The sequence below is a fragment of the Ruficoccus amylovorans genome (assembly GCF_014230085.1).
Taxonomy (GTDB): domain Bacteria; phylum Verrucomicrobiota; class Verrucomicrobiia; order Opitutales; family Cerasicoccaceae; genus Ruficoccus; species Ruficoccus amylovorans.
In genome coordinates this window covers 26,791-49,715 of record NZ_JACHVB010000032.1, presented here as the reverse complement: position 1 = coordinate 49,715, position 22,925 = coordinate 26,791, and the positions used below count along the sequence as shown (strand labels likewise).

General features: G+C 58.8%; 18 protein-coding genes. 7 read left to right on the top strand and 11 right to left on the bottom strand.

Features of this window, described 5'->3' with window-relative positions:
• Positions 1-32: 32 nt before the first annotated feature.
• From H5P28_RS10510 to hisG, 5 genes are all read right to left on the bottom strand, one after another.
• On the bottom strand, positions 33-2,957 hold the full coding sequence (locus tag H5P28_RS10510) for a hypothetical protein (protein ID WP_185675661.1): 2,925 nt from the start codon (positions 2,955-2,957) through the stop codon (positions 33-35).
• A 263-nt stretch (positions 2,958-3,220) separates the two neighbouring features.
• Positions 3,221-4,882, bottom strand: coding sequence for a 30S ribosomal protein S1 (gene rpsA / locus H5P28_RS10505; protein WP_185675660.1), 1,662 nt, complete (start codon positions 4,880-4,882; stop codon positions 3,221-3,223).
• Positions 4,883-5,205: 323 nt separating this feature from the next.
• The gene (locus H5P28_RS10500) at positions 5,206-6,237 is read right to left on the bottom strand and encodes an agmatine deiminase family protein (RefSeq protein ID WP_185675659.1); all 1,032 of its coding nucleotides are present in this window, start codon (positions 6,235-6,237) and stop codon (positions 5,206-5,208) included.
• A gap of 115 nt (positions 6,238-6,352) precedes the next feature.
• The gene (locus H5P28_RS10495) at positions 6,353-7,210 is read right to left on the bottom strand and encodes a carbon-nitrogen hydrolase (RefSeq protein ID WP_185675658.1); all 858 of its coding nucleotides are present in this window, start codon (positions 7,208-7,210) and stop codon (positions 6,353-6,355) included.
• A 434-nt stretch (positions 7,211-7,644) separates the two neighbouring features.
• Positions 7,645-8,505: an ATP phosphoribosyltransferase gene (gene hisG, locus H5P28_RS10490; protein ID WP_185675657.1), complete on the bottom strand. Its 861-nt coding sequence runs from the start codon at positions 8,503-8,505 to the stop codon at positions 7,645-7,647.
• A 179-nt stretch (positions 8,506-8,684) separates the two neighbouring features.
• On the opposite strand from hisG, the gene H5P28_RS10485 reads away from it, so the two are divergent.
• Both H5P28_RS10485 and H5P28_RS10480 read left to right on the top strand, forming a co-directional pair.
• A complete protein-coding gene (locus H5P28_RS10485) occupies positions 8,685-9,422 on the top strand; it encodes a response regulator transcription factor (RefSeq protein WP_343075475.1) in 738 nt (245 codons plus the stop codon).
• 276 nt (positions 9,423-9,698) lie between these two features.
• Entirely contained in the window at positions 9,699-10,448 is a 750-nt protein-coding gene (locus tag H5P28_RS10480) for a PEP-CTERM sorting domain-containing protein (RefSeq protein WP_185675656.1), read from the top strand.
• Between the two features lie 64 nt (positions 10,449-10,512).
• Here the strand turns inward: H5P28_RS10480 and H5P28_RS10475 are convergent, their stop codons facing one another.
• The 6 genes from H5P28_RS10475 to H5P28_RS10450 form a co-directional block, all read right to left on the bottom strand.
• Positions 10,513-11,391 carry a 5'-3' exonuclease gene (locus tag H5P28_RS10475; RefSeq protein WP_185675655.1) on the bottom strand — a complete coding sequence of 293 codons (879 nt, stop codon included), beginning with the start codon at positions 11,389-11,391 and terminating at the stop codon, positions 10,513-10,515.
• 80 nt (positions 11,392-11,471) lie between these two features.
• A complete protein-coding gene (locus H5P28_RS10470; RefSeq protein WP_185675654.1) occupies positions 11,472-14,267 on the bottom strand; it encodes a type II secretory pathway, component PulD in 2,796 nt (931 codons plus the stop codon).
• Between the two features lie 45 nt (positions 14,268-14,312).
• On the bottom strand, positions 14,313-15,257 hold the full coding sequence (locus H5P28_RS10465; protein WP_185675653.1) for a hypothetical protein: 945 nt from the start codon (positions 15,255-15,257) through the stop codon (positions 14,313-14,315).
• A gap of 16 nt (positions 15,258-15,273) precedes the next feature.
• Positions 15,274-16,362, bottom strand: coding sequence for an Amuc_1100 family pilus-like protein (locus H5P28_RS10460; protein ID WP_185675652.1), 1,089 nt, complete (start codon positions 16,360-16,362; stop codon positions 15,274-15,276).
• A 9-nt stretch (positions 16,363-16,371) separates the two neighbouring features.
• Complete coding sequence (gene pilM, locus H5P28_RS10455) at positions 16,372-18,012, bottom strand: pilus assembly protein PilM (RefSeq protein WP_185675651.1); 1,641 nt, start codon at positions 18,010-18,012, stop codon at positions 16,372-16,374.
• Positions 18,013-18,098: 86 nt separating this feature from the next.
• Positions 18,099-18,689 (bottom strand): hypothetical protein, encoded by a 591-nt coding sequence (locus tag H5P28_RS10450; RefSeq protein ID WP_185675650.1) that lies wholly within the window; start codon positions 18,687-18,689, stop codon positions 18,099-18,101.
• Between the two features lie 134 nt (positions 18,690-18,823).
• On the opposite strand from H5P28_RS10450, the gene H5P28_RS10445 reads away from it, so the two are divergent.
• The 5 genes from H5P28_RS10445 to H5P28_RS10425 all read left to right on the top strand — a co-directional run bounded on the left by H5P28_RS10445 (position 18,824) and on the right by H5P28_RS10425 (position 22,796).
• The gene (locus H5P28_RS10445) at positions 18,824-19,345 is read left to right on the top strand and encodes an NUDIX hydrolase (RefSeq protein ID WP_185675649.1); all 522 of its coding nucleotides are present in this window, start codon (positions 18,824-18,826) and stop codon (positions 19,343-19,345) included.
• An 87-nt stretch (positions 19,346-19,432) separates the two neighbouring features.
• Positions 19,433-20,491, top strand: a complete 1,059-nt coding sequence (pdhA, locus tag H5P28_RS10440; RefSeq protein WP_185675648.1) for a pyruvate dehydrogenase (acetyl-transferring) E1 component subunit alpha — start codon at positions 19,433-19,435, stop codon at positions 20,489-20,491.
• 106 nt (positions 20,492-20,597) lie between these two features.
• Complete coding sequence (locus H5P28_RS10435; RefSeq protein ID WP_185675647.1) at positions 20,598-21,572, top strand: alpha-ketoacid dehydrogenase subunit beta; 975 nt, start codon at positions 20,598-20,600, stop codon at positions 21,570-21,572.
• 314 nt (positions 21,573-21,886) lie between these two features.
• Complete coding sequence (locus H5P28_RS10430) at positions 21,887-22,336, top strand: GIY-YIG nuclease family protein (protein ID WP_185675646.1); 450 nt, start codon at positions 21,887-21,889, stop codon at positions 22,334-22,336.
• Between the two features lie 70 nt (positions 22,337-22,406).
• The gene (locus H5P28_RS10425) at positions 22,407-22,796 is read left to right on the top strand and encodes a GxxExxY protein (protein WP_185675645.1); all 390 of its coding nucleotides are present in this window, start codon (positions 22,407-22,409) and stop codon (positions 22,794-22,796) included.
• Positions 22,797-22,925 lie beyond the last annotated feature (129 nt).

Here is a 22,925-nt window from a genome sequence, read left to right as displayed (position 1 = left end):
TGCGATAAGCATGGGAAACGATCCCCAAAGGATCAGTCCGTGGAGACTGTATCCGTTTTGCTGATACGCACCCGCCAGAAACGCGTAGCGTCCTCCGTCGAATCGGGAAGCACAAACTGTCCTTCCCCCGCTAACGCCGCGTCCGCTGCGGAGCCCCAGCTTTTCAAATCAACGGACGTCTCCACCAGGTACTCGCGTCCGGGGATGACCGGCCACTTGATCGCCTTCCCGCCAACCACCGCCTCCAGTCGCGTGCCGGGCCGTAGCACCGGGTCGGTCGGATCGGTTCGGGCCAGGTACTCGGCCCGGTTGGAGTAACCGTCACCGTCAGAATCTTCATCCGGCGAAACCGCTCCACCGAGAGCATAGGCATTCATCCACTCGCGCAGGGTGTACTCTGTTATGTCCAGCGCGGCTTGCGAGGTGGTGGTTCCGGCCGCGTTGGTGATGCGCACGGAGAATTTGCCCGCATCCATAAAGTCCAATCCCGCCAGCGTGAACTCCGCCGTATCGGAATTTTCGATACGCTCACCGTCATAGTACCAGGCATAGCTCTCACCGGGAGCGGTCTGCCTCAAGCGCAGCGTCGCTGGCTCGCCTTCCTTCGCGGCCATCGGCATCACCTGCGCCAGCGACCGGATCGGATCAGTCAGGTTGATTTTCGCCAGCCCGCTCCTCGGCTGGCCCTGAAGGCTAGCAAACGAGCCGATCAGATAGAGCGTATCCGGCGGCTGGAGAAGGAGGTCGAGATTGTAGTAGCCCAGGTCTTCGCCTCCAAGGTCAAACCCCGGATCGAGCGAACCATCCGACTGGAGACGAACCAGTGTACTAGACAACCAAGTTCCCGCAGACAAACGATGGGAGCCTATGCACATCAGCCTGCCTTCTCCGTCCAGACGCATTGCATATAAAGACCGAAGCCTGCTATCACAAACGAAAGTCGGATCGACCGTCCCATCCGCCAACAGGCGGTAGACATACCGCGACTCTACCGCTGACATCTGCCCTCCAACGTAAATACACCCGCGGACCGAATCGACACAGACTTTATTCGGATAGAAATAGGAAAACTGCGCCGCAGGATTAAAGTCCGGATCAAGCGTCCCATCGCGCCGCATCCGGGCCAGCCCTTTGATGCTAAGTCCTCCTACTTCGACAGAGGATCTTGATACGATGAGAATGTCGCCATTACTCATCCCCGCCACGTCATCAATCCATAGATGATAATCAAATTGCGGGCGAAAGTCCATCGCGACCAGCCCGTCTCGCCAGTCACCACTCCACTCCGGATCATCCAGCACACTCAAATCGAGCAACGCCATTCGATCAAAATCTTCGCCATCAATTCGGCTGAAACTGCCCGTGATAAGCACCTTTCCATCCGGCAGCAGATACAAGCCATCCGCTGAAATGTCAGGACCGCTTCCCAAGTCGAAAGCCGGGATCAGCTCACCGTTTTCATCCAGCAACGCAAGAGACCTCCGCTCCACATCACCGATGGTGGAAAACGTCCCTGCCACGAGAATGCGCCCATCCGGCAAAGCAAGCGCATCCGAAATATGACGGCTCCATTCCAGATTAAAAGCGAGGTCCAGCGTGCCGTCGGGTTTCAGCACGATCAACCCCGACATATCTCGCCCATCGACCCTCTTGATCCACCGCGTGCCAACCAGCAAACTACCGTCTCGCCGCTGCCGAATGAATTCCGGGTAATGTCTGCTGAGCAATTCCGGACCGAAGCCGGTCACGGCACCACTCTCCGGCTCCACACGGCACAGCGGGGCCATCAGCACGCCATTCAATATGCTACTGCCAACGCTGCCAGTCAGCAGGTCTCCCCCCGGCAGGAGTGCAACCCATTGCGACCATCGCACACGAGGGCGAAATTCCGTCTCCCACTGATCGGATACATCAAAACGCGCGCAACGCAACAGCCTGGAAGCTTGCTCATCCACCCAGAATTCTCCCCACGCACACAGACGCCCCTCATGGTCGAGGTGTAGCAGGGAAACGCCTGGGCCATAAGGATAAATATGATAGTCGTCAGCAAACGGCACGCTCAGGGAAGGATTCAGTGCCCCCGTATCCGTCAGCCGCGCAAGGTACAGTTGATCCTCTCCGCCAACCGTTGTGAACTCCCCGCCCACGTAGTAACCACCGGTCGGAGCTTCCAGTATGGCCTTCACGGTGCCATCCAGCACGGGAGCGAAGGTCTCATCCAGACTCCCCTCCGCATTTAGACGGGCCAGGCAGGGCTGCACCACGCCGTTAACCGCATAAAAGCTCCCGCCGATCAGCACTCGACCCGCCGAATCCGGGCAAATGCTGTCGATCCGGTATTCGCCAAAGCCGACTTCCCCTTCCAGTACCGCGTTGGTCGCGGGGGAGAAAGCGGTATCCACGCTTCCACTGGGAGTCAGTCGGTACACAAGCCTCGGCCAGTCCTGTTCGGTTTCAGGCACACCGCCTAACATCGCATACAGACCGACGTAGATGTCGCCCGAAGAAGTCGGGACTACCGTCAGTATTCCCAAAGAGGCAATGTCGGAACTCAGCAGGTCATCCACCAGCCGAAACGCGGTGTCCACCGTTCCGTCAGCCAGAAGGCGAGCCACGTTCCTGGTTTCGTGACCGTTGACCCGCGTAAAATCCCCCCATAGCAACAGCGTGCCGTCCGGCTGCATCGCTAGTCCGCCAATACCCCCGTCGGCGCTCAACTGAAAGCTCTCGTCCCACTCCCCCGCCGCGCTAAGCCGGACAAGGGGCGTAGCCAACTCCTGCTCCCCAATAAACTCGGCTGAGACGAGTGCGTAAACGCTCCCCGTGGATGGCTGCACTGCCAGTCCAGAAACTCCTCCAAACGTTCGAAATTCCGGCGCAAAATCCGGGTCGAGGGTATCGAGGGCGACCAAACGCACAGCCGCAAACAGAAGCAACGCAAGGGGGAGACGGCGCATGTCAGTCACCGTACCCAGAGACCCCCTCTTTTCGCAATATCAATCACACTCCACACATCCCAATAAATCCCGCTGATAACCGATCCAAGCAACTGGAATGATGATCCCTGGCCCCCTTTGCCGCAGGCACAAAAAAAGCCCCGGCATATTGCCGGGGCTTTGTGTAAATGACTGTCGGAATCTTCGTGAAGCACTCCACGGGGTAGCCGCCTGTCGGCAGCATAGGGACGGAAGCCCCTCATAGCCCGCGGGGTGCGACCCGCTTACTCCTTGGTGGCTTCGTCGAGGATGTCGCCGAGGTTGGTCAGGTCGGTGTCGCTGCGGACCTTGTCGAAGGCGGCCACTTCGGCGGCGAGCTGGTCGCGGTCGTAAGAGGCGGCCTTGATCGACAGGCCGATGCGGCGGTCGTCGCGGTCGATCTTGATCACGCGGGCATCGACTTCGTCGCCTTCCTTGAGCACGTCCTTGATCTTCTCGACGTGGTCTTCGGCGATCTGGCTGATGTGCACCAGGCCGTCGATGTCCTGATCGAGCTGGATGAACGCGCCGTACGAGGTGATCTTGGTGACCTTGCCCTTGACCACGTCGCCGATCTTGAAGTAGCGGTCGATTTCGCTCCAGGGGTCGTCGGTGAGCTGACGCATGCCCAGGGAGATGCGCTGCTGGTCCACGTCCACGTCGAGGACGATGGCGTCGATCTCGTCACCCTTCTTGAGCATTTCGCTCGGGTGATTGATCTTGCGGGTCCAGGACATGTCGGAGACGTGAACCATCCCGTCGATGCCTTCTTCGAGCTCAACAAACGCACCGTAGGTGGTGAGGTTGCGAACCTTGCCGCGGACGCGCGCACCAACCGGGTAGTTGTGGCGGGCCATATCCCACGGGTTGACTTCGAGCTGGCGAACGCCGAGGGAGATCTTCTGCTCGTCCTTCTGGATGCCCAGAACAACGGCGTCGATTTCTTCCCCGACCTTGAGAACTTCGCTCGGCTTGGAAATACGCTTGGTCCAGGACAGCTCGGTGACGTGCACGAGGCCTTCCACGCCCTCTTCCAGTTCCACGAAGGCACCGTAGGGGACGAGGTTGACGACCTTGCCGGAGACCTTGGCGCCGACCGGGAACTTCTTTTCGATGTTCTCCCAGGGGTTTTCCGTGGTCTGCTTGAGGCCGAGGGAGACGCGCTCGCGGTCGCGGTCCACTTCGATGATCATGACGTTGATCTCTTCGCCCACCTTGAGCATTTCGCTCGGGTGGGAGATGCGACCCCAGCTCATGTCGGTGATGTGGAGCAGGCCGTCGAGGCCGTCCAGGTCGATGAACGCACCGTAGTCGGTGATGTTCTTGACCGTGCCGCGGCGGGTGTCGCCCGGCTTGACTTCCTCAAGCAGCTTGCGGCGCTTTTCCTGGCGCTGTTCTTCGATCAGCTCGCGGCGCGAGATGACGATGTTGCGGCGCTCGGTGTTGATCTTGAGGATCTTGAAGTCGTAGGTCTGGGCCAGGTACTGGTCCAGGTTCTTCGGCGGCTGGATGTCGATCTGCGAGGCCGGCAGGAACGCGTCCACGCCAATGCTGACGATGAGGCCGCCCTTGACCTTGCTCTTGACGCGACCGGAAATGATCGTGCCTTCTTCGCACTTACTGAGGATGTTCTCCCAGTTCTTCTTCTGCTCGGCCTTGTCGAAGGACAGGATCGGGTTGCCGTCCTTGTCTTCGAGCTTTTCGAGGAACACTTCGATTTCCTCGCCGATGGAGAGTTCGCCGATGTCGAAAAATTCGCTGGCGGAAATGGACCCTTCGGACTTGCCGCCGATGTCAACGATGACTTCGTTCTGACGGACTTCAGTGATGGTGCCCTTGACGATGGTACCCGAATGCAGGTTACCAAGCTCGCTCATAGCGAGCAGTTCTTCCATAATGGAACTCATAGGTCTTTGACTGTTAGCCGGATAGCACACCCCCCAAATATTCGGTGGCGCTCCGGGGTTAAGGTTAGGTTGTTTGGTTAATCGGTTTTGACTGGGGCCCGCTGGTTAGAGCGGCGAAAGGGGGAAGAAAATGCACCTTTTCCCCCACCCTGACAAGCCCAAAAGCAGGGCATGCCCTGCACTCTGGATGCTTCCGCATCCTGATGGGGCTCTGCCCCATCGCGGCCAAAAAGGCCGCTGCCCCGAGGTCGCTTTGTTTACTCCTCCCGTCGCGAAATGAGTAGGCACGCAGTGCCGCGCGGGGGCAGCACCCCTCATTCGGATCAAACGCCGAGCATTTGCGGCTGGTGCTGGCTGAGGCAGTGGACGGCACCACCTTCTTCGAGGAACAGGCGGCAGTCGAAGCTGACGGCCTTGCGGCCTGGGAAGCAGTCCGCGAGCAGGCCCCGGGCGAAGTCGTCGTTCTTGGGCTGGCCAAAGCTCGGCACGATGACGGCGTCGTTGACGAGGGCGTAGTTCAGGTAACTGGCCGGGCGGGGTTCGGGCCAGGTCGCGTCCGGCTCGGGAAGCGGTAGTTCCAGCACGGTCTCGAATCGCTCCTTCAGCCGCAGGCGGGCCTCTTCCAGCCACGGCTGACAGGTTGCACCTGCTGGCATTGTTTTGGGTTCCACTGCCGTCAATATGGCGTTCTCGCCGATGAAGCGGGTCATGTTGTCGATGTGGCCGTCGGTGTCGTCGTGGTCGAGCCCGCGCGGAAGCCAGAAAATTTCCCGCACCCCAAAGAGCCGTCGCAACTCGGCCTCGACTTGGGAGCGGGACCACTCGGGGTTGCGGTTCGGGTTGAGCAAGACCTCCTCCGTGGTCAGGAGCACGCCCGCGCCGTTGGATTCGATCGCGCCGCCTTCCAGAATCAGCTCCGAGCGGTGGCAGGGTATGCCGAGCGCGTCGGCCATGCGGGCGGCAGCTGTGTTGTCGCGGTCGTAAGGCGTGAACTTCCCGCCCCAGGCGTTGAACTGCCAATCGGTCGCGGCAAGCTTGCCCGTGGCGGCGTCGCGGACGAAGACCGCCCCGTGGTCGCGGCACCACACGTCGTCCGTCGGGTGGTCGTACAGCTCGATCACCGAGAGGTCGGCCCGCGCGCGGTTGAGGTGCTCACGGATTTTCCCGTGGGCGCGACCATCGGCGTTGATCCTGACCGGCTCAAAGTAGCTGAACTGCGCGGCGAGTTGCGCAAAGGCGGGCTCGATCTCTTCGCGGAAATCGCTCCAGATGTGCGTGCTGACCGGCCACGAGAGCCAGATCGCGTCCTGGGGTTCCCACTCGGCGGGGAGGATGAAAGTCGGTTCGGCTGACATGGTTTTATTCTCACACAGAGGCACAGAGACACGGAGTTTTTCCTAAAAAAGTCCCTTCGTGCGCTTCGTGGCTTCTTTGTGTGCTTTGTGACCTCAAAAAGTCACTCAAATTCATCTAGTCGATGGCGCGTTTGGTGATGTCGCCGTAAGCGTCGATGCGGCGGTCGCGCAGGAACGGCCACCAGCGCCGGAACTCCTCTTGCGCGTCGAGATCGACCGTGTGCAACAGCAGTTCCGCGCCCTCGCCTCCCTCGACCACGCGACGCCCGTAGGTGTCGGCGACAAAGGAGTGGCCCCAGAACTCCGTCTCGCCCTCGGTACCGACGCGGTTGACGGCGGCGACGGTGCAGCCGTTGGCCACGGCGTGGGCGCACTGGACCGTCTGCCAGGCATTGAGCTGGGCCACGCCAAGCTCGGCTTTTTCCGATGGGAGCCAGCCGATGGCCGTCGGGTAAAAAAGGATCTGCGCCCCGGCCAGCGCCGCCAGCCGCGCCCCCTCCGGGAACCACTGGTCCCAGCAGATAAGCACCCCGATGCGCCCGTAGCGCGTATCCCAGACGCGGAAACCGAGGTCGCCCGGCGTGAAGTAAAACTTCTCCTCAAAGCCGGGGTCCTGCGGGATGTGCATCTTGCGGTACTTGCCCAGCAGCGTGCCGTCGGCGTCGATGATGGAGGCGGTGTTGTGGTAGAGGCCGCCCATGCGCTTCTCAAAATACGGGGCCACGATGACCACGGCCAGCTCCTTTGCCAGCGTGCAAAGCGCGTCCGTGGTCGGGCCGGGGATCGGCTCGGCCAGGTCGAAGGCGTCCGGGTCCTGCGTGCGGCAGAAGTACAGGGTGGTAAACATCTCCGGCAGGCAGACGATCTGCGCCCCCTTCGCGGCTATCTCGCGAATGAGACGCTCCGCAGTGGCGAGGTTGTCGGCAGGCGCAGACACCATGCCCATCTGGACAAGTCCGAGGGTGACGTTCATAGGACAGAAAGAAGTAGGATAAGATTAACCACAGAGGGCACAGAGGACACAGAGCGCGAAATAAAAACTCCCGCCTGCTCTTCCCTGATCGCCCGTTCTCGAAAACCACGCATTAAAAGAACCCGACGGACTTTGTCGAAAGCGAAGTTTTACCGGGTGGCCAACTCCTCACCCTCCACATACCCCTCCGACCCATCGATTTCGCGTAGCGAGCAGTCAAACACGGATGCCACGGATAACACAGATTCGCAGTAACATCCGAACCACAAGGCAACGCCCTCCCTGCCCCCGGACACAAAAAACGCCCGGTCGCAAAACCGGGCGCTGATAAAATTATCTTCCACAGACACTCCCACGGGGCAGGAGCCTTTCTGGCTCCGCAGGGGCGATTGCTGGTCCAGCCGGACCCCTCATTGCCCGCAGGTGCAACCTGCTCAGGGGACGACTTTGTTGAGCGGGTACTCGATGATGCCTTCGGCACCGTGGGCCTTGAGGGTCGGGATCATCTCGCGCACGACCTTCTCGTCCACGATGACTTCCAGCGCGACGAAGTCGCCGTTGGTCAGGGGAGAGATGGTCGGGTTACGCAGGGCGGGCAGCTCCTTGAGCACCTCGGCGACCTTGTCCTTGTGGATGTTCAGCTTCATGCCGACCTTGGCCTCGGCGGTCAGGGCGGCGGTCAGCAGCAGGGCGATGGTCTCGATCTTGGCGCGCTTGGCCGGGTCTTCCCAAGCCTGCTTATTGGCGATGAGCTTGGTGTTGGTTTCCAGCAGCACGTCAACGATGCGCAGCTTGTTCGCGCGCAGGGAGTTGCCGGTCTCGGTCAGGTCCACGATGGCGTCCACCATGTCGGGCACCTTGACCTCGGTCGCGCCCCAGGAGAACTCCACGTCGGCGGTGACGCCGTTGGATTCCAGGTACTTGCGGGTCAGGCTGACAACTTCGGTCGCGATACGCTTGCCCTCCAGGTCCTTGACGGTCTGGACAGAGGAAGCCTCGGGCACGACAAGCACCCACTTGCTTTTGACATTGGAGGCGCGGCTGTAGATCAGGTCACAGACCTCGACCACGTCGGAACCGTTTTCCACCACCCAGTCATGCCCGGTGAGCCCGCAATCAAAGAAGCCGTGTTCGACGTAACGGCTCATTTCCTGGGCGCGGATGAAGCGCCCGTCGAGCTCCGGATCGTCGAAACCGGGGCGGTACGACCGTGAGCTCTTGGTGATCTTGAAGCCGGCCTTGGCAAACAGCTTGAGAGTCGCCTCTTCGAGGCTACCCTTCGGAAGGCCGAGCATGAGCATAGGTTTATTCTGGTTCACAGCCCTCCAGTGACAACGTCAGGTGCCCGTGAGGGCAAGCTAAAACCGGGACATCTAGGGTCATCACTTGTAAAAAAATGATTTGATATTACTTCCCACAAATGTAAAAAAACCTTTTCAAGTTCACCTGCAACGAGATCGAAAATCTCCCCACCGTGGCCACTACCAAACCTCTAATCCTGATCCTCGAAGACGAGAAAGAGCTCGCCGGCATGGTCGCCGAGCAGCTTGAGGAGTCGGGCATGATGACGCAGGTCTTCCACACCGTGGCCAACGCCGAGCGCTATCTGAGCCGCAATTTCGCCAACCTGATGCTGCTCGATGTCGATCTGCCCGATGGCAACGGCTTCGACCTGTTCGAGAACCTCAAGAAGCGCAACATTAACATCCCCGTCATCTTCTTCACCGCCGCCAACGAGGAACTGCTCAAGGTGCGCGGCCTCGACATGGGTGGGGACGACTACATCACCAAGCCCTTCAGCTTCCCCGAGCTGATCGCGCGCATCAACGCCGTGCTCCGCCGCGCCGAGACGGCCAAGGATTTCCAGATCACCCAGAATGCCAAGCTGACCGAGGAGCCCTTCGCCTTCTGCGGGGCGGAGATCAACCCCCTGCGCCTCGAAGCTGCCTTCACCGACGGTGAGACCGAAAAAATCGGCCGCAAGGAGCTGGGTATCATGATCTACATGGTGTCCAACCCCGGCACGGTGCTGACCCGCCGCAGCCTCATCCACGCGGTCTGGGGCGTCCACGCCGACGTAAAAAGCCGCTCGCTGGACCAGTACATCGTTAAAATCCGTGACCTCCTGGCCCGCCACCAGTGCCCGATCGAGCACTTCCGCACCATCCACGGAGTCGGCTACATCTACGACGAATCCGGCGAGTCGAAGTAGCCGTCATTCTCACTGACGTGAGCCGGGACGCTCTAAAAAGCCAAAGCAATCGGTAATGCTCCCTGCCAGTATGCCTTGACGGCTTCCGCGATTCCCTCGTCAAAAAAACGTCAAACTCCTAACTCTGTTCATGCTAAAAATACAGGGCATGACGCATCTCAGGCCCGATAACTCCTCGGATTCATTGTCCTCCAAGGCCAAAAACTAGATGGTTTGGCCTATTTTGACGCAGTAAATGTATTGACCCTTCAAAGGTCAGAGGCATTAGCTTATTTCATGCTACCCATAAGCCTTAAGCGCATTCTTCCTCTTATCGCATGTCTGATCGCCTGGAATGCCCAGGCCGAGATTATCAACTACACGTTCACTGGCGTGATGAAGGGCACCTCGCCCAATGGCAGTAGCAAGGCGAATGTCAAGACCGGCGACACGTTTGAGCTCGCCTTCTCCATCGACACCAACGCCACGCCGACTTCCCGCGGCCCGCAGTACGGCACGACCTATGTGAACGGTGTCAATATCCTCTCCTCCACCCTGACGATCACGAGTGCCAGCAGCTCGATCGTAACCGTCGATCTGACCTCCCCGACGGGCACCCTGCTCCTAAGCCATGTCTACAACCCCGGTTTTGGCGAACCTTACGATAGCTTCGTCTTCTCCTCCAGTCTCCCGGAGAACACCTACATCGACCAGGGAACGCCCACGGCCAGCTCTTACTATCTGACCTCCATCGGACTCACTCTGAAAGGCCCCTTGGACACCCTCACTATGGACGCTGGCGGTGAATGGCCCCTCTTCCCTGAAACCCTTACCCTGTCCGATTGGGACGCCTATAATACCACCGCCCCCTATACCAGCTCCAGCCTGGAAATGACCTTCCAGCAGGGCTCAACCAGCGGCATCTCCAGCAAATACGGTGAAATCACCGGTACCTCTGCTGCCCTCGTCCCCGAACCGGCGACCTATGCCGCCCTCTTCGCGGCAGCAACCTTTGCCGTCGCTGTCATTCGCCGGCGACGCAAGTAAGACCTTTCAAACATGGCAAAAAAACCGGCGCATTCAGTGCCGTTTTTTTTTATCGCTATCGAAACTAACGCAGCCCCAGTCCGTAGCGCTCGTGCGCCTGCATGGCGGCGGTCTTCATCTCCATCGAGGCGAGAAAGTCGGACAGCTCAGCCGTATGCGGGGCTTCGATCTGGACTTCGGGAATCTCAAAATCATCACACAGACGGACCAGCTCCAGGTTTCGCCGGAGCAGCTCAGCCGAGGCTGGAAGGATTTCGCGGAAGCGTGGGGGCTTAATCTCTGTAGCGGCGGCCAGCACGCCCGCAATGTCGCCGTAGGCCCCAATCCAGTTCGCGGCGGTCTTCGGGCCGACCCCGGCGATACCGGCAATGTTATCCGCCGCATCCCCCACCAGTGCCAGGTAGTCAGGGATTTGAGCCGCGGTGACTCCGAACTTTTTCACCACTCCGTCGCCATCGAGCCGCCGCCAACCAAGCCGGGGATTCGCCGTCGGGGCCGGGAGCAACTGGTGGATCTCGCCATTAACGAGCTGCGCAAGGTCCTTGTCCGCACTGACCACGACGACGCGCTCCTGCGGTGAGGCCCATTTGCGGGCCGCTGAGGCGATTAAATCGTCCGCTTCGACCCCACACCGGGAAATGACCGGGTAGCCCATCAGACGGGTGATTTCACGGATCGACGCCATCTGTGCACGCAGAGCCTCGGGCATTTCGTCGCGGTTCGCCTTGTACTCGGGCAACAGCTCCAGATGGCGGTCGGACCCGCCCTCGTCGAAAAAGACGGCTAACCGGTCCGGCCGCTCCATGTCCTCCAGCTTCCAGAGCGTCTTGACCCAGCCGTGCAGCGCCCCCGTGGGCACGCCGTCGCTGCGGGTCAGCTCGGGCAGCGCGTAGTAGCTGCGGAACGCCAGATTGAACCCGTCCAGAAGGAGAACTTTCGCCATGCTGACAGTAACCCCGAATAAAAAAAAGGCGGCAAGACCAATCCGGTCCTGCCGCCTGTAAAGATCAATTCCCTTGGGAATTACTGCTCGCTGATTTCGCGGCTGATGCCACCACCCGGGGTCACGAGGATCGGGTTCTGGAAGAGCGAGTTGGCTTCGACATTGCGCAGGCGCTGGCCGCTCGGCGAACCTCCGGGGGAGATCAGGTTGGCGGTGACGAAGATCAGCAGGTTCTTCTTGGTCGAGGTTTCACCCTTGGATTGGAAGAGACGGCCTAGGAGGGGGATGTCACCCAGAAGCGGAACCTTGTCGTTGACCGTCTTAATTTCTTCGCGGGTCAGACCACCGATGACCACCGTGGCGCCGTCAAAGACGGTGACTTCGGTGCGCACCTCGCGGGTGCTGAAGATCGGCTGGTAGAAACCGGAGGGGACCGAAACCGTGGTGCCCGAGGAGATAGCGACGCTGGTGCCGCCGTACTCGACGAAGCCTTCGAACTCAGTCACCCGCGGCTCAAGCTTGAGCGAGATGTTCTGGTTTTCTTCCACCGTCGGGGTCACTTCCATTTCCACACCGACGTTGCGGACGGTGAAGTCCTGCGGCGTACCGGCGGTAATGGTCACACCGGCGGAACCGGAGGAACCGGTCGAGCTGCTGGTGCTGCCCACTTCAGATTCGATGTCGCTGTAGTTTTCCGGGTAACGGAGTTCCTGAGCGACAACAATCTGCGCGGTACGACCGGAGAGAACCGTCAGGCGCGGCGAACTCAGGAGGTCGCTGCCCTGCTTGCGGGAGAGGGCACTGATGACGGCTTGGACATTCGTCCCCATGATGCTGAAGCCAACATTGGCCTGCAGGCCACCAGCCTGACCGAGGTCAATCGTATTCGGCAGGGAGGGCGGAGTCTGCGGATACTCAAGAGGGTTAGGATCAACGACAATGCCGCCAACGTCAACCGGCCCTTGGTCAATAACCAAATTACTCGTTGCGGAGTTGATACTGAAGGCACTCGAAAGCGAGCGGTTACCGGTCTGGACTTGAGTGCCGGGTCCGACCACGGCAGAGAGCGGCGTATTGATGTTCCAGTTGATGGCCATTTCGTCGAGGACGCCCTGATTGACTTCGAGGAACTTCGCTTCGATTTCGACCTGCTTGGGCTGGTCGTAGCGGCGCAGGATGTTGCGCATCTTTTCGAGGTTCTTCGGGGTCTGGGTCACGATCAGCTGGGTGCCGTCGAAAGCGAGGCTGGAACCGCTGGTGCTTTCGAAGGGAACGCCGGCCTTCTGGAAGAAACGGAGCAGGGACTGCTCGGTATCGGAAGTGCTGTTACCGCCGCCACTGGGGGCAGCCGGGGCAAACGGATCATTGGAACCGCCGCCGGAGGAGGATTCCCCCACACCCGTCAGGCGGATAACCACGCCGCGGGAGATCGGGAAGAAGTCGGTTTCGAGGTAGTTACCTTCGTCACCGGGACGGACGACAACGGCGTCGTTCTGCACGTCCCAAGTGTAATCCACGGACTGGGTCACGAAATCGAGAATCTTGTCGAGGCTCAGGTTACGCAGGGTGATGCTGACCATCGGGTCGTTACCGCCCCAGTTGGCCGGGACGATGTTCACGCCCTTATCCTTGGAGTCTTCGCTGACCTTATCATACTCGACCGACAGTTCCGAGAGGGTCTCGACCACGCGGGAGAGCGGAACCTGCGCGAAGCTCACGCGGGGAATCTCGATGCGGGCGAGCTTTTCCAAAAGCGTACCAGTGGTCTTGGGACCGGTGTCAGTCGGGGTCAGCTGGAAAATCTGCGGGCGCTGCCAGGAACGGGCGACTTCCTGCAGCATGGCGTCGCGGGTCTTGGAGTGGTCAAGGTAGTTGGAGTCCTTGAGTTGCTGCATGATTTCAATCTGCAGGCCCTTGGCGGCGGAATTGTTCGGGTCGCGGGCTTCAACCTCGCGCAGGGTGGCGGCAGAGCCTTCGAGGTCACCGTAGAGCATCTGGGCGCGGGCTTTAACCATCAGCTGGTCAACCACGCTCTGGTTCTGCATGAAGTCGGGGCTCAGTTCCTCCGGGTTCTGGTACCAGGGATTGTTCTCGAGCGCGGTCACCTTGGTTTCAAATTCGCGGGCGCGCTGGTCATCGCCGAGCTTTTCGCGATACTGGGCCAGATAAGTGGCGGCTTCGGCGGCATTGTGGTCCTTGAGCGCAGCATTGCCCTGATCGAGGATGATGTCGCCACGCATTTCGCGGATCTTTTCGATCGTCGGGGCGGTGGCGGTGTTGAGCGTAAGAGCGCTCTGGGCGTCGGCGAGAAGGGCGTCGGCATCGGCGTAGCGCTCGGCCTTGATCAGCTTCTTGGCATCGGCCATGGCGGCCTTGGCCATATCGAGAGCCATTTCCTGAGAAGCGGCTTCGGCTTCAAGGACAGCGTCGAGTTCAGCAGAAGCGGAGGGCGGAGTGTAAGGCTGGGCATCCGTAATCAGCTCGCCATTCGGGTTTCCAGCCACGGCGACCACACTGGTGGACTGCACGCCGGTGGAACTGGTGGACGAGGGGCTGAACTCCCTGACCGAAGCGGCCTGGCCGTAAACGGTCTGCTGGCCCTGGCTCTGGCGCTCGATGTCCTTGTTGACGGACATCAGGAGGCGCTGAACATTAACGTCGTTCGGGGCCAGGCGGAGCAGTTCTTCCAAATCGGTCTTGGCCTGCTGCAGGTCACCAGCGTCACGCGCACGGATGGCGGAAGACATCAGGCGGATTTTGTCCTGCGTGTCGCTGCTTTGGCCCATCGAGGAGGAGGCAAGGAAAACCTGTCCCGTCAGCACAAGCACCAAGCAGGCAAGAGTCGTCAGGCGAGGGAGTTTTAGGATGTTTGTCATGTGTGAGGCAACGTAGATCAGCAATACTAACGCTGAGGTGACTGATTAATTAAAAAAGCTTTCGAATCCTTCAGCCAAATCACTATCACTTTTCGGAGCGTTTGGCTGGGTTTTTTCTTCAGGTTTTGTTTCAGGGTTAACTTTTATGGGGTACAACGTCTTGATAACGGGCTCCGCCGGAACGCCGTCGACCAAAGTAAGTGGAGTTTTTTCGACGGTTGCGGACTGGTTGTCAAAGTTAAACTCTTCTAAAGTAAACTCAGCATCGTCAAAGGTTTTCTTATCCCCGATTTTTGTCCAAGTGAACTTTTCAGCCGGATAAGGAGCAGTCGTGGCCATATGAATTTCGAATTGGTCGGGCACGTAAAGGCGCTCGGCTGTGGTCAGAGTCAGCGTTTCGCCACTGCGCGTATCTTTGATAACAGCGGTCGGGTAACGGAAGATTTCCGTAGAGCCCTCGGTCTCGACCACCTTGCGTTCGACATTGAAGGACACGATCTCAAAACCGCTCTCAGGGAAAGCATCACCGACACTGCCGCGAACCGTTTCGCTATTCTCGTGGTTGTAGAACTGCACGATGGAGTGGTCGTAATTGCCGTCATCGGATTCGAAGTAGGCTTCGAACTGGATGCGGAAGAGCTCGCGCTTGACGCTTTCGAGGACCAGGCCGAAGGGAGGCGGCGGAGCCTTTTCGCCAGGGGCGTCCCAGGTCAGGGCCTTTTCAACCGGATCCCAGTAGATCTTCGGCGGGGTGAAAACACGGTAGAGACGGTTCTCGTTGTCGCCAACGGGTTGAACCTCAGGCCAGTCAGTACTGCCCTGCAACTGCGGTTGGGGAACCGCGACCACATCATAGGCTGCGCCCGAGGGAGTACCACTCAGGGACTTGGCTTCAGGCCCCGTATCGGAGCCCGTGAAGTAGAAGGCCAAAGACCCGGCGAGGAGCAACAGGGCAACGGCGAAAAGAATCTTGTCGTAAAACTTGTTCATGCGGCAGTCCGATGAATTACATGGGGTTTTGCGAAGAGGTAGCGTCTTCCAGCGCGGCTACATCCGTGGGGGCTTTGATGAGGACCTTGATGTACTCGACCACAACGGTGAACTGCGAAAGATTTTCCTCCACAACCGGGACGGGCGAGTATTCGGATTTGGTCTCTTCGGTGCCCGCGGCGGCAGAGCCGGTATCGAACAGGCTAAAGGGATTGTCGGCCCGGCTGCTCGAACTGCTGCTCCTCTGCTGCTTTTGCTGGAAGGGCTGGACCTCGACGCTGCGGACCACGAGCGGCAACTCGAACTCCTCAAGGCTCTTGAGGAAGCTGCGCAGGCTGGGCGTATAGCCGGTAAAGACCAGGCGGAAGGCAACGGTCTCAACCGCGTCGGGGACGCGGGCGGAGATGCCGCCGATTTCAAATTCGTCCTTGAAGCCGGAGTTGCCGGCGTCCCGCTGGTTGGTGCGGGTGGAGCGACGCGAAGTCGTGTTGCTCTGCTCGTCCTGATTGGCGGCGATTTCGACGACCTTGGTTTCGCGCTGGATCGACTCGATGGAGACCGGCTCGCTGTCGTAGAGCTTACGCAGCACATAGGCGAGAATCTCTTTCTGCTCGAAAACGACGGGGATGTACTTTTCGGGTGGCGGAGTACCGGTGGACAGGAAGCGGGCGAAGCCGAAGTCGAACCCCTCGGGCAGCTTGATGCCCGAATCATCGTCGCTATCCACGCCCCAGGGCTTAATCTGGGCCGCATCACGGGTGAACTGATCCTTGAAGGCTTCGAGCTGGAACAGCATATCGGCCTCGGTCTTGGGGACATCCTTGGAAATGAAGGTCGGCACCCGGCCCTTGGTGGCGTCGATCTGGGTCTGCAAGGCCGAAGCGAGCTGCTCGACGTTTTGCTCCGAGCTGGCGACATTCTGCTGGGTCGGCGCGGGGCTCAACCTCAGGGCGGACTGGTAGCTGCTCTCGGCGCGGGAGAAGTCCTTCTTGGCCTTCCCCAGTCCGGCGAAGGACAGGTAAATGAATACGAGCCCCGCCACGAACAACAGAACGAAGACGGTGACGAGACTGGCAAAAACAGGGTATTTTTTAAAGAAGCCCATGTTCGGAAATTAAAGGGGTTTCTCCGGATTGGTAATGAGGGTGAATTCGAACTTGAGAATCCGCTGCATGGAGGTGTCGATCCGCAGGTTGGCGACATCCTTGATGAATTCAGACTCCTTAAAGCTCTCAAGCAGGCGGTTGATCCGGTCGGCGGCCTCCTGGTTGCTGGCGGTCGGGTTATTCGGATCGTAGTTGGTGATCAGGATACGGCCCGTCATTTTCAGGCGGTCGCCCGAAGCCCGGTCGAGCTGAAGGTTTTCCAACCAGACGTCCTGCACATCCTGCAGGCGCTGCTGCAAATCAGTGAAGAAGATGATCCAGTTCGAACGGGCATTGACAAGCTCTTCGAGGTCGCCGACATCCTTGCGCAGCGCGGTGGCACTTTCACGGTTGGAGACGATCTCCGAGTGCAGAGTGTTGAGCGGAGCGACCTTGCTCTGCACCTGACGGGTGGCCTCCTCGTATTTGGAAGAGGTGCCCTTGAAGGCGAGGATCGGCGGGACCGTGGCCAGAGCCAAGAGGATCGCCGCCAGGGCAATGAAGGGGCGCTGCTTCGAGAAGCGCATTTCCTCGGCCAGGCCCGAGGGCAGCAGGTCGATGGCGACAGGCTCGGGCAGGACCAGGCGGGACGCCTCACCGATGACTTCTCCGAGGGAATAAAGGTCTTCGCCCAGGCTGTCCTTGTCGAGCGAGCCGCCCACGCTGATGCCCTGAGCGGGGTCAAAGTACTCGACGGGCATCTTCTGCTGCTCGGCGAGAAACTCCGGCAGGCCCGGAAGGAGCGAGCCGCGCCCTGTCAGCAGGATGCGGGCGGGAGCCTTGGCGCCGCGCTGGCGGCGGAAATTGACAATCGAGCGCGTGATCTCCTGCCCCATGCGGCGCTGGAAGATCTGCGCGTTGTTCTGGAGAATCTGGACGGAGGGGTGATCCGGTTCGTAGCTGGTCTGGCCGGAGAAGAAAGCGATCTTGACCTTTTCGGCTTCGGTGAAGCCCTTGCCGAGATTGTCGGCCAGATTCTGGGTCAGGGAGTTGCCGCCCAGGGCGATGTTGCGGATAAAGAAGCCGTCTTCGTTAATGAAGATCAGGTTCGAGGAGCGGGCGCCGATGTTGACCAGCAGGGTGTCCTCTTCGTTGTCCTGATAGCTGAGCTTGTAGGCGTTGTAGTCGAGGATCGAGGCGGCGGAGATGCGCTCCGGGCTAATCCCGAAACCGCTGACCTGCTGGCAGAAGCTGTTGATCGCGTCGGACTTGATCGCGATGAGGATGACCTCGGTTTCCACGCCGTCATCGGCGATCACCTGGTAGTCCCAGACCACATCCGAGAGCGGATAAGGAATGTTCTGCTGGGCTTCAAAGGCGATGATCTGAGCCTGCTTGGCAGCTTCGACATGGGGGACCTTGATGGTCTTGGTCAGCAACTGATACCCGGGGGAGATCAGCGTGGCCGGCCCATGGAACTTCTTTCGGCGCAGAATGTCGCCTAATTTAAGGCTCAACGCACCCAACCACTCCTCATCAATCGAGTAGTCGTAATCAAGCTCCTCGATGACGAAGTCCTCCAGCAGCAGATCTGCGCCGTTGGCGGAGAAGGTGGATACGGACACGTGGCTGGCGCCACAATTAATAATCAGGGTCTTGGAAGCACTCATGCGGGGAGACAGGGGTTTTCCAGGCGTTCGGGCAGCAGGGCAAGTAAAATATTCACGGCGATACGGTTATATCACCTTGTTTTTGATTACTTCGGCTGTTTGCGAATAAAAGCAGCCGGAGAACGGTCAATCGGCGGATAGGGAGACAGATAACCGGGCATCATGATGCCCTCTGTCTGGCCCACCTGCGCGTTGGCGGCGTTCATGAAACTGGTCAGTCCCGCGGCGTCGGTCACATTCCTGGAGGTGTTGGAGGGGCGCATCGGAAGCGCCTGACCATCAACGGTCAATTCGATCACCCAGTAGTCGGGTTCCTTGTTGAAATTACCACGCTTGATGATGTCGTAGGGCACCCAGAAGGCGAAGGATTTGTCCTTGCCGATTTCGAGGGTGGCGATGGTAACTTCGCTTTGCAGAAAATAAAATTTATTGTCGCGCGGATTGCCGACGCGGTAGCCGAGGGTCATGCGAACCCCGACATTATCGACGTATTTGTCGTTGAGGGCTTCCTTGTTCGGATTTTCCTGACCGCGGACTTTGACGATGATGTTATTCCAGTCAAAGGGGCTGACACTGCTGTTGAAATTCACATTCTGCACGACGACCGGGTCGTTCTGGGCATGAAGGGGAAGCAGGGTTGCGAAAAGGAGTACGAGGGGGAGGCAGCAACGGAACATGGTCATCGGAGGAGTAAAAAGGACTCGGGCAGGTCAGTTCAATCTAAAATCTCGGGTGCGTAAAAAATAAGCGGAACCGCAATCGTGCATAACCCACGGTTGACCCGCTCCGCAGTATCCCTATCACTTCCGCCATGAGTTCTGTCCTTCCTTTTCGCATCAGCGTGCTTCTTTTTATCCGGGACGAATCCGGGCGGCTGCTGCTCATTGAGCGCCGCAAGGCACCCAATCTGGGATGCTGGAGCCCGATCGGCGGCAAACTGGAGATGGCCCAGGGCGAGTCCCCGTTCGAATGCGCCATCCGCGAAACGCACGAGGAGACCGGGCTCAAAATCACCGAAAAAGACCTGCACCTGTTTTCCATGATCTCCGAAAAAGGCTACGAAGGCAGCGGCCACTGGCTGATGTTCCTTTTCGACTGCGCCAAGCCGCTTACCGCCCTGCCCCCGGAGATCGACGAGGGGCCGATGGGCTTCTTCACCCGCGAGGAAGTGGACGGCCTCAAGGTGCCCCCCTCCGACCGCCACCTGATCTGGCCCAACTACGATCGGCACAGAAGCGGCTTCATCGCCCTGCGGGCCGATTGCCTCCCTGAAAGCGATTTACAGATTGTTGTTGAAGAAACGCACCAGCTAAGTCACATTCGTCAGCCCTGAACGCCGGGTCTCCACTCCCTGGCCCAACTCTTCTATGCCGTGAGCAGCGAAACAGATATCTACAAAAAGCCTGAATATATCAGCGTAATGCCCGATAAGGATTACTCCGACGCCGAGGTAAACAAAGTCCTCACGCCGGAACAGAAAATCCAGCTCTACCGGGATATGGTCCGCATCCGCCGCTTCGAGGAGCGCAGCATCCGGGTCTACCAACAGGGCAAGATTGGAGGCTTTCTTCACCTTTACATCGGCCAGGAAGCCATCGCCGTGGGCACGGTTTCCCTGCTGGGGGCGGACGACCACGTCATCACCGCCTACCGCGACCACGGGCACGCCCTGGCCGTGGGCATGAACATGAACGAATGCATGGCCGAACTCACCGGCAAGCACACCGGCTGCTCCAAAGGCAAGGGCGGGTCCATGCACTTCTTCGCCCCGGACAAGAACTACTGGGGCGGCCACGGCATCGTCGGCGGGCAGACCCCGCTCGGGGCCGGGATAGCCTACGCCCTCAAGTACCGCGGCCTGAAGGGCTGCTGCCTGTGCTTCATGGGCGACGGGGCCGTCAACCAGGGAGCCGTGCACGAGGCGTTCAATCTCGCCCAGCTGATGGAGCTGCCGGTCGTTTACGTGATCGAGAACAACGGCTACTCCATGGGTACGAGCCAGGTGCGCTCCTCCGCCTTCAACGAGTATCTGGCCAAGCGCGCCGAGGGCTACGCCATGGCCTGGGACGTCGTCAACGGCAACAACCTCTACAGCGTGCGCGCCGCCACCGCCGAGGCGATCAAGCGGGCCCACGAGGAGTCCATGCCGACCCTGCTGGAGATCATCACCTACCGCTACCGCGGCCACTCCATGTCCGACCCGGACAAGACCTACCGCGAGAAGAAGGAGATTCAGGAGTACAAGGAAAAGAAGGACCCGATTACCGTTTTCCAAAACATCCTGCTCGAAGAGGGCGTGCTCAACGACGAGCTCATCCAGTCCATCGACAAGGAGGCCAAGAAGGAGGCCGACGACGCCGCCAACTTCGCCGACCAGAGCCCCTTCCCGCCCGTCGAGTCCATCACCGAGGACATCTACTGGGAGGAAGACAACCGCACCGACGAAACCACCTCGCAGGGAACCATCATCTTTGAATAGCGGGCCGTCCCCGCGGACAACGCGAGGCTCCGGCCCCGCGCTTATTTTGAACGCGGACCCGTCCCCCCTTCTAAATTCTCTATTTATTTAACGTCCAAGTTTCGCCATGGCACAGATCACTTACCGCCAAGCCATTAACGACGCCCTCAGTGAAGAGGTCGAACGCGATGAAAACGTCGTCATCATGGGTGAGGAAGTCGCCCAGTTCGACGGCGCATACAAAGTCACCGAAGGCCTGCTCAAGCGTTTCGGCCCGAAACGCATCGTGGACACGCCCATTTCCGAGGCCGGGTTCATCGGCATGGGCATCGGCGCCTCCATGCTCGGCATCCGCCCCGTCATGGAGCTGATGTTCTGGAGCTTCTCCTACGTGGCCTTTGACCAGCTCTGCAACAACGCGGCGGCCATCCGCTACATGTCCGGCGGGCTTATTAACTGCCCCATCGTCATGCGCGGGCCGGCCAACGGCGGCACCAACGTCGGGGCCACCCACTCGCACACACCGGAGAACATCATCGCCAACCACCCCGGCATCAAGATCGTGTGCCCCTCCAACGCCTACGACGCCAAAGGGCTGATGAAGACCGCCATCCGCGACAACGACCCGGTCTTTGTGATGGAGAACACCATCCTCTATAATGAGAAGTGGGAAGTGCCCGAGGAGGAATACCTCGTCCCGCTCGGCAAGGCCAACATCCTGCGCGAAGGCAAGGACCTCTCCATCATCGCCCACGGGCGGGCCGCCATCACTTCGCTCAAGGCCGCCGAAGAGCTCAAAGCCAAGCACGACATCGACGTGGAAGTGCTCGACCTGCGCTCCATCCGCCCGCTCGACGAGGAGGCCATCCTCGAAACCGTCAAGAAGACCAACAACGTCCTGCTGGTCGAGGAAAACAAGCCCTTCTGCGGCGTCGGCGCCCAACTCAGCTTCATCATCCAGGAGAAGGCCTTCGACTACCTCGACGCCCCCATCCGCCGGATCAGTTCCATCGACGCCCCGCAGATTTACTGCAAAAAGCTCGAAGACATCCAGATCCCCAGCGTCGAGCGCGTCGTCAACAAGGTCCTCGAAATGGCGTAAGGGGCAAGATGGGATTTATTTTAGCCACAAAAAGGCACAGAAGGCACAAAAATGGAGAAGGAGCGCATTCTGGCCGAAATCAGGCGAACCGCTCTGGAAAACAATGAAGTGTCTTTGGGAACGGCGCGTTTCGAAAAAGAGACAGGATCAAGGAGTCGGATTGGGCAGGTAAATACTGGAGCCGATGGAGCGATGCCGTCATAGAAGCGGGCTTTGCCCCAAACCAGAAGAATCAAGCCATTCCTATTCATGACCTTCTTTTAGCCGTAGCACAGTTAACACGAGAACTTGGGCATTTCCCCACCCAGCGAGAAATGAGGCTGAAGAGACGCAATGATTCAGCTTTCCCTTCAGAAGAGTGTATCCGTAAACGCTTTGACAATAAGAACACTATGGCCTCTCGGGTTATGGAGTTCTGTGACGACAACCCCGAATTTTCGGATGTCGTTGAGATGTGCCGTCCGCTTGCAAGCAACTCATCTGAGCGTGACGAGCAGAATAACCTGAAAAAAGGACACGTCTATCTGCTCAAGCATGACAGAGATTATAAAATCGGCCATAGCTTCGACGCCACTCAGCGATATAAACAAATCAGGGTTCAAATGCCGCTCGAAACTGAAGAAATTCACGTAATTGAGACCGACGATTGCGTTGGAATCGAAAAATATTGGCACAACCGTTTTGAGAACAAACGATTGAATGGAGAATGGTTTCGTCTCAGCCGCTCCGACGTCACCGCGTTCAAGAAACGAAAGTTCATGTAGTCTATGTCATTTCCTTTTTGTGTCTTTTGCGCCTTTTTGCGGCCAATAAATATTCTCCTTCCATTCGACTATGTCTTGGCAAAACATCAATGAACTCTGCGACATCGTTCGCGAGACTGCATTTGCCATCCACCGCTACCTGCGCAACGGCCACCTCGAAAAAGTTTACGAGAACGCCCTCACCCACCGCCTCACCAAGCAGGGACTGAAAGTCGCCCAGCAACACCCGCTTACCGTCTATGACGAAGACGGCACCGTGCTAGGCGAATATTTTGCGGACCTTTACGTTGAAAATCTTCTTTTCATTGAACTCAAAGCCGGCAAAGCACTCGCCGATGAACACACAGCACAACTTTTGGGGTATTTACGCGCGGCTCGAATTGAACATGGATTACTGATCAACTTTGGGGGCCCGAAATTGGAGATCAAAAAATACATATTATCCCAATCATCAGCTTAATTTTTCATTGCAGCAAAAAGGCACATAAAACACAAAAATTGTTCATTTAGACGCTTTTGCTCTTTTTGGGGCTAAATTCTTTCTTCCACCCTGGCGTTGACGCCGCCGATCTGCACACTACTTTACAAC

What these genes read in the sequence shown, in the direction of transcription:
- H5P28_RS10510 (WP_185675661.1), bottom strand. Translation starts at nt 2,957, where the DNA reads ATGCGCCGTCTCCCCCTTGCGTTGCTTCTGTTTGCGGCTGTGCGTTTG.
- rpsA (WP_185675660.1), bottom strand. Translation starts at nt 4,882, where the DNA reads ATGAGTTCCATTATGGAAGAACTGCTCGCTATGAGCGAGCTTGGTAAC.
- H5P28_RS10500 (WP_185675659.1), bottom strand. Translation starts at nt 6,237, where the DNA reads ATGTCAGCCGAACCGACTTTCATCCTCCCCGCCGAGTGGGAACCCCAG.
- H5P28_RS10495 (WP_185675658.1), bottom strand. Translation starts at nt 7,210, where the DNA reads ATGAACGTCACCCTCGGACTTGTCCAGATGGGCATGGTGTCTGCGCCT.
- hisG (WP_185675657.1), bottom strand. Translation starts at nt 8,505, where the DNA reads ATGCTCGGCCTTCCGAAGGGTAGCCTCGAAGAGGCGACTCTCAAGCTG.
- H5P28_RS10480 (WP_185675656.1), top strand. Translation starts at nt 9,699, where the DNA reads ATGCTACCCATAAGCCTTAAGCGCATTCTTCCTCTTATCGCATGTCTG.
- H5P28_RS10475 (WP_185675655.1), bottom strand. Translation starts at nt 11,391, where the DNA reads ATGGCGAAAGTTCTCCTTCTGGACGGGTTCAATCTGGCGTTCCGCAGC.
- H5P28_RS10470 (WP_185675654.1), bottom strand. Translation starts at nt 14,267, where the DNA reads ATGACAAACATCCTAAAACTCCCTCGCCTGACGACTCTTGCCTGCTTG.
- H5P28_RS10465 (WP_185675653.1), bottom strand. Translation starts at nt 15,257, where the DNA reads ATGAACAAGTTTTACGACAAGATTCTTTTCGCCGTTGCCCTGTTGCTC.
- H5P28_RS10460 (WP_185675652.1), bottom strand. Translation starts at nt 16,362, where the DNA reads ATGGGCTTCTTTAAAAAATACCCTGTTTTTGCCAGTCTCGTCACCGTC.
- pilM (WP_185675651.1), bottom strand. Translation starts at nt 18,012, where the DNA reads ATGAGTGCTTCCAAGACCCTGATTATTAATTGTGGCGCCAGCCACGTG.
- H5P28_RS10450 (WP_185675650.1), bottom strand. Translation starts at nt 18,689, where the DNA reads ATGTTCCGTTGCTGCCTCCCCCTCGTACTCCTTTTCGCAACCCTGCTT.
- H5P28_RS10445 (WP_185675649.1), top strand. Translation starts at nt 18,824, where the DNA reads ATGAGTTCTGTCCTTCCTTTTCGCATCAGCGTGCTTCTTTTTATCCGG.
- pdhA (WP_185675648.1), top strand. Translation starts at nt 19,433, where the DNA reads ATGCCCGATAAGGATTACTCCGACGCCGAGGTAAACAAAGTCCTCACG.
- H5P28_RS10435 (WP_185675647.1), top strand. Translation starts at nt 20,598, where the DNA reads ATGGCACAGATCACTTACCGCCAAGCCATTAACGACGCCCTCAGTGAA.
- H5P28_RS10430 (WP_185675646.1), top strand. Translation starts at nt 21,887, where the DNA reads ATGAGGCTGAAGAGACGCAATGATTCAGCTTTCCCTTCAGAAGAGTGT.
- H5P28_RS10425 (WP_185675645.1), top strand. Translation starts at nt 22,407, where the DNA reads ATGTCTTGGCAAAACATCAATGAACTCTGCGACATCGTTCGCGAGACT.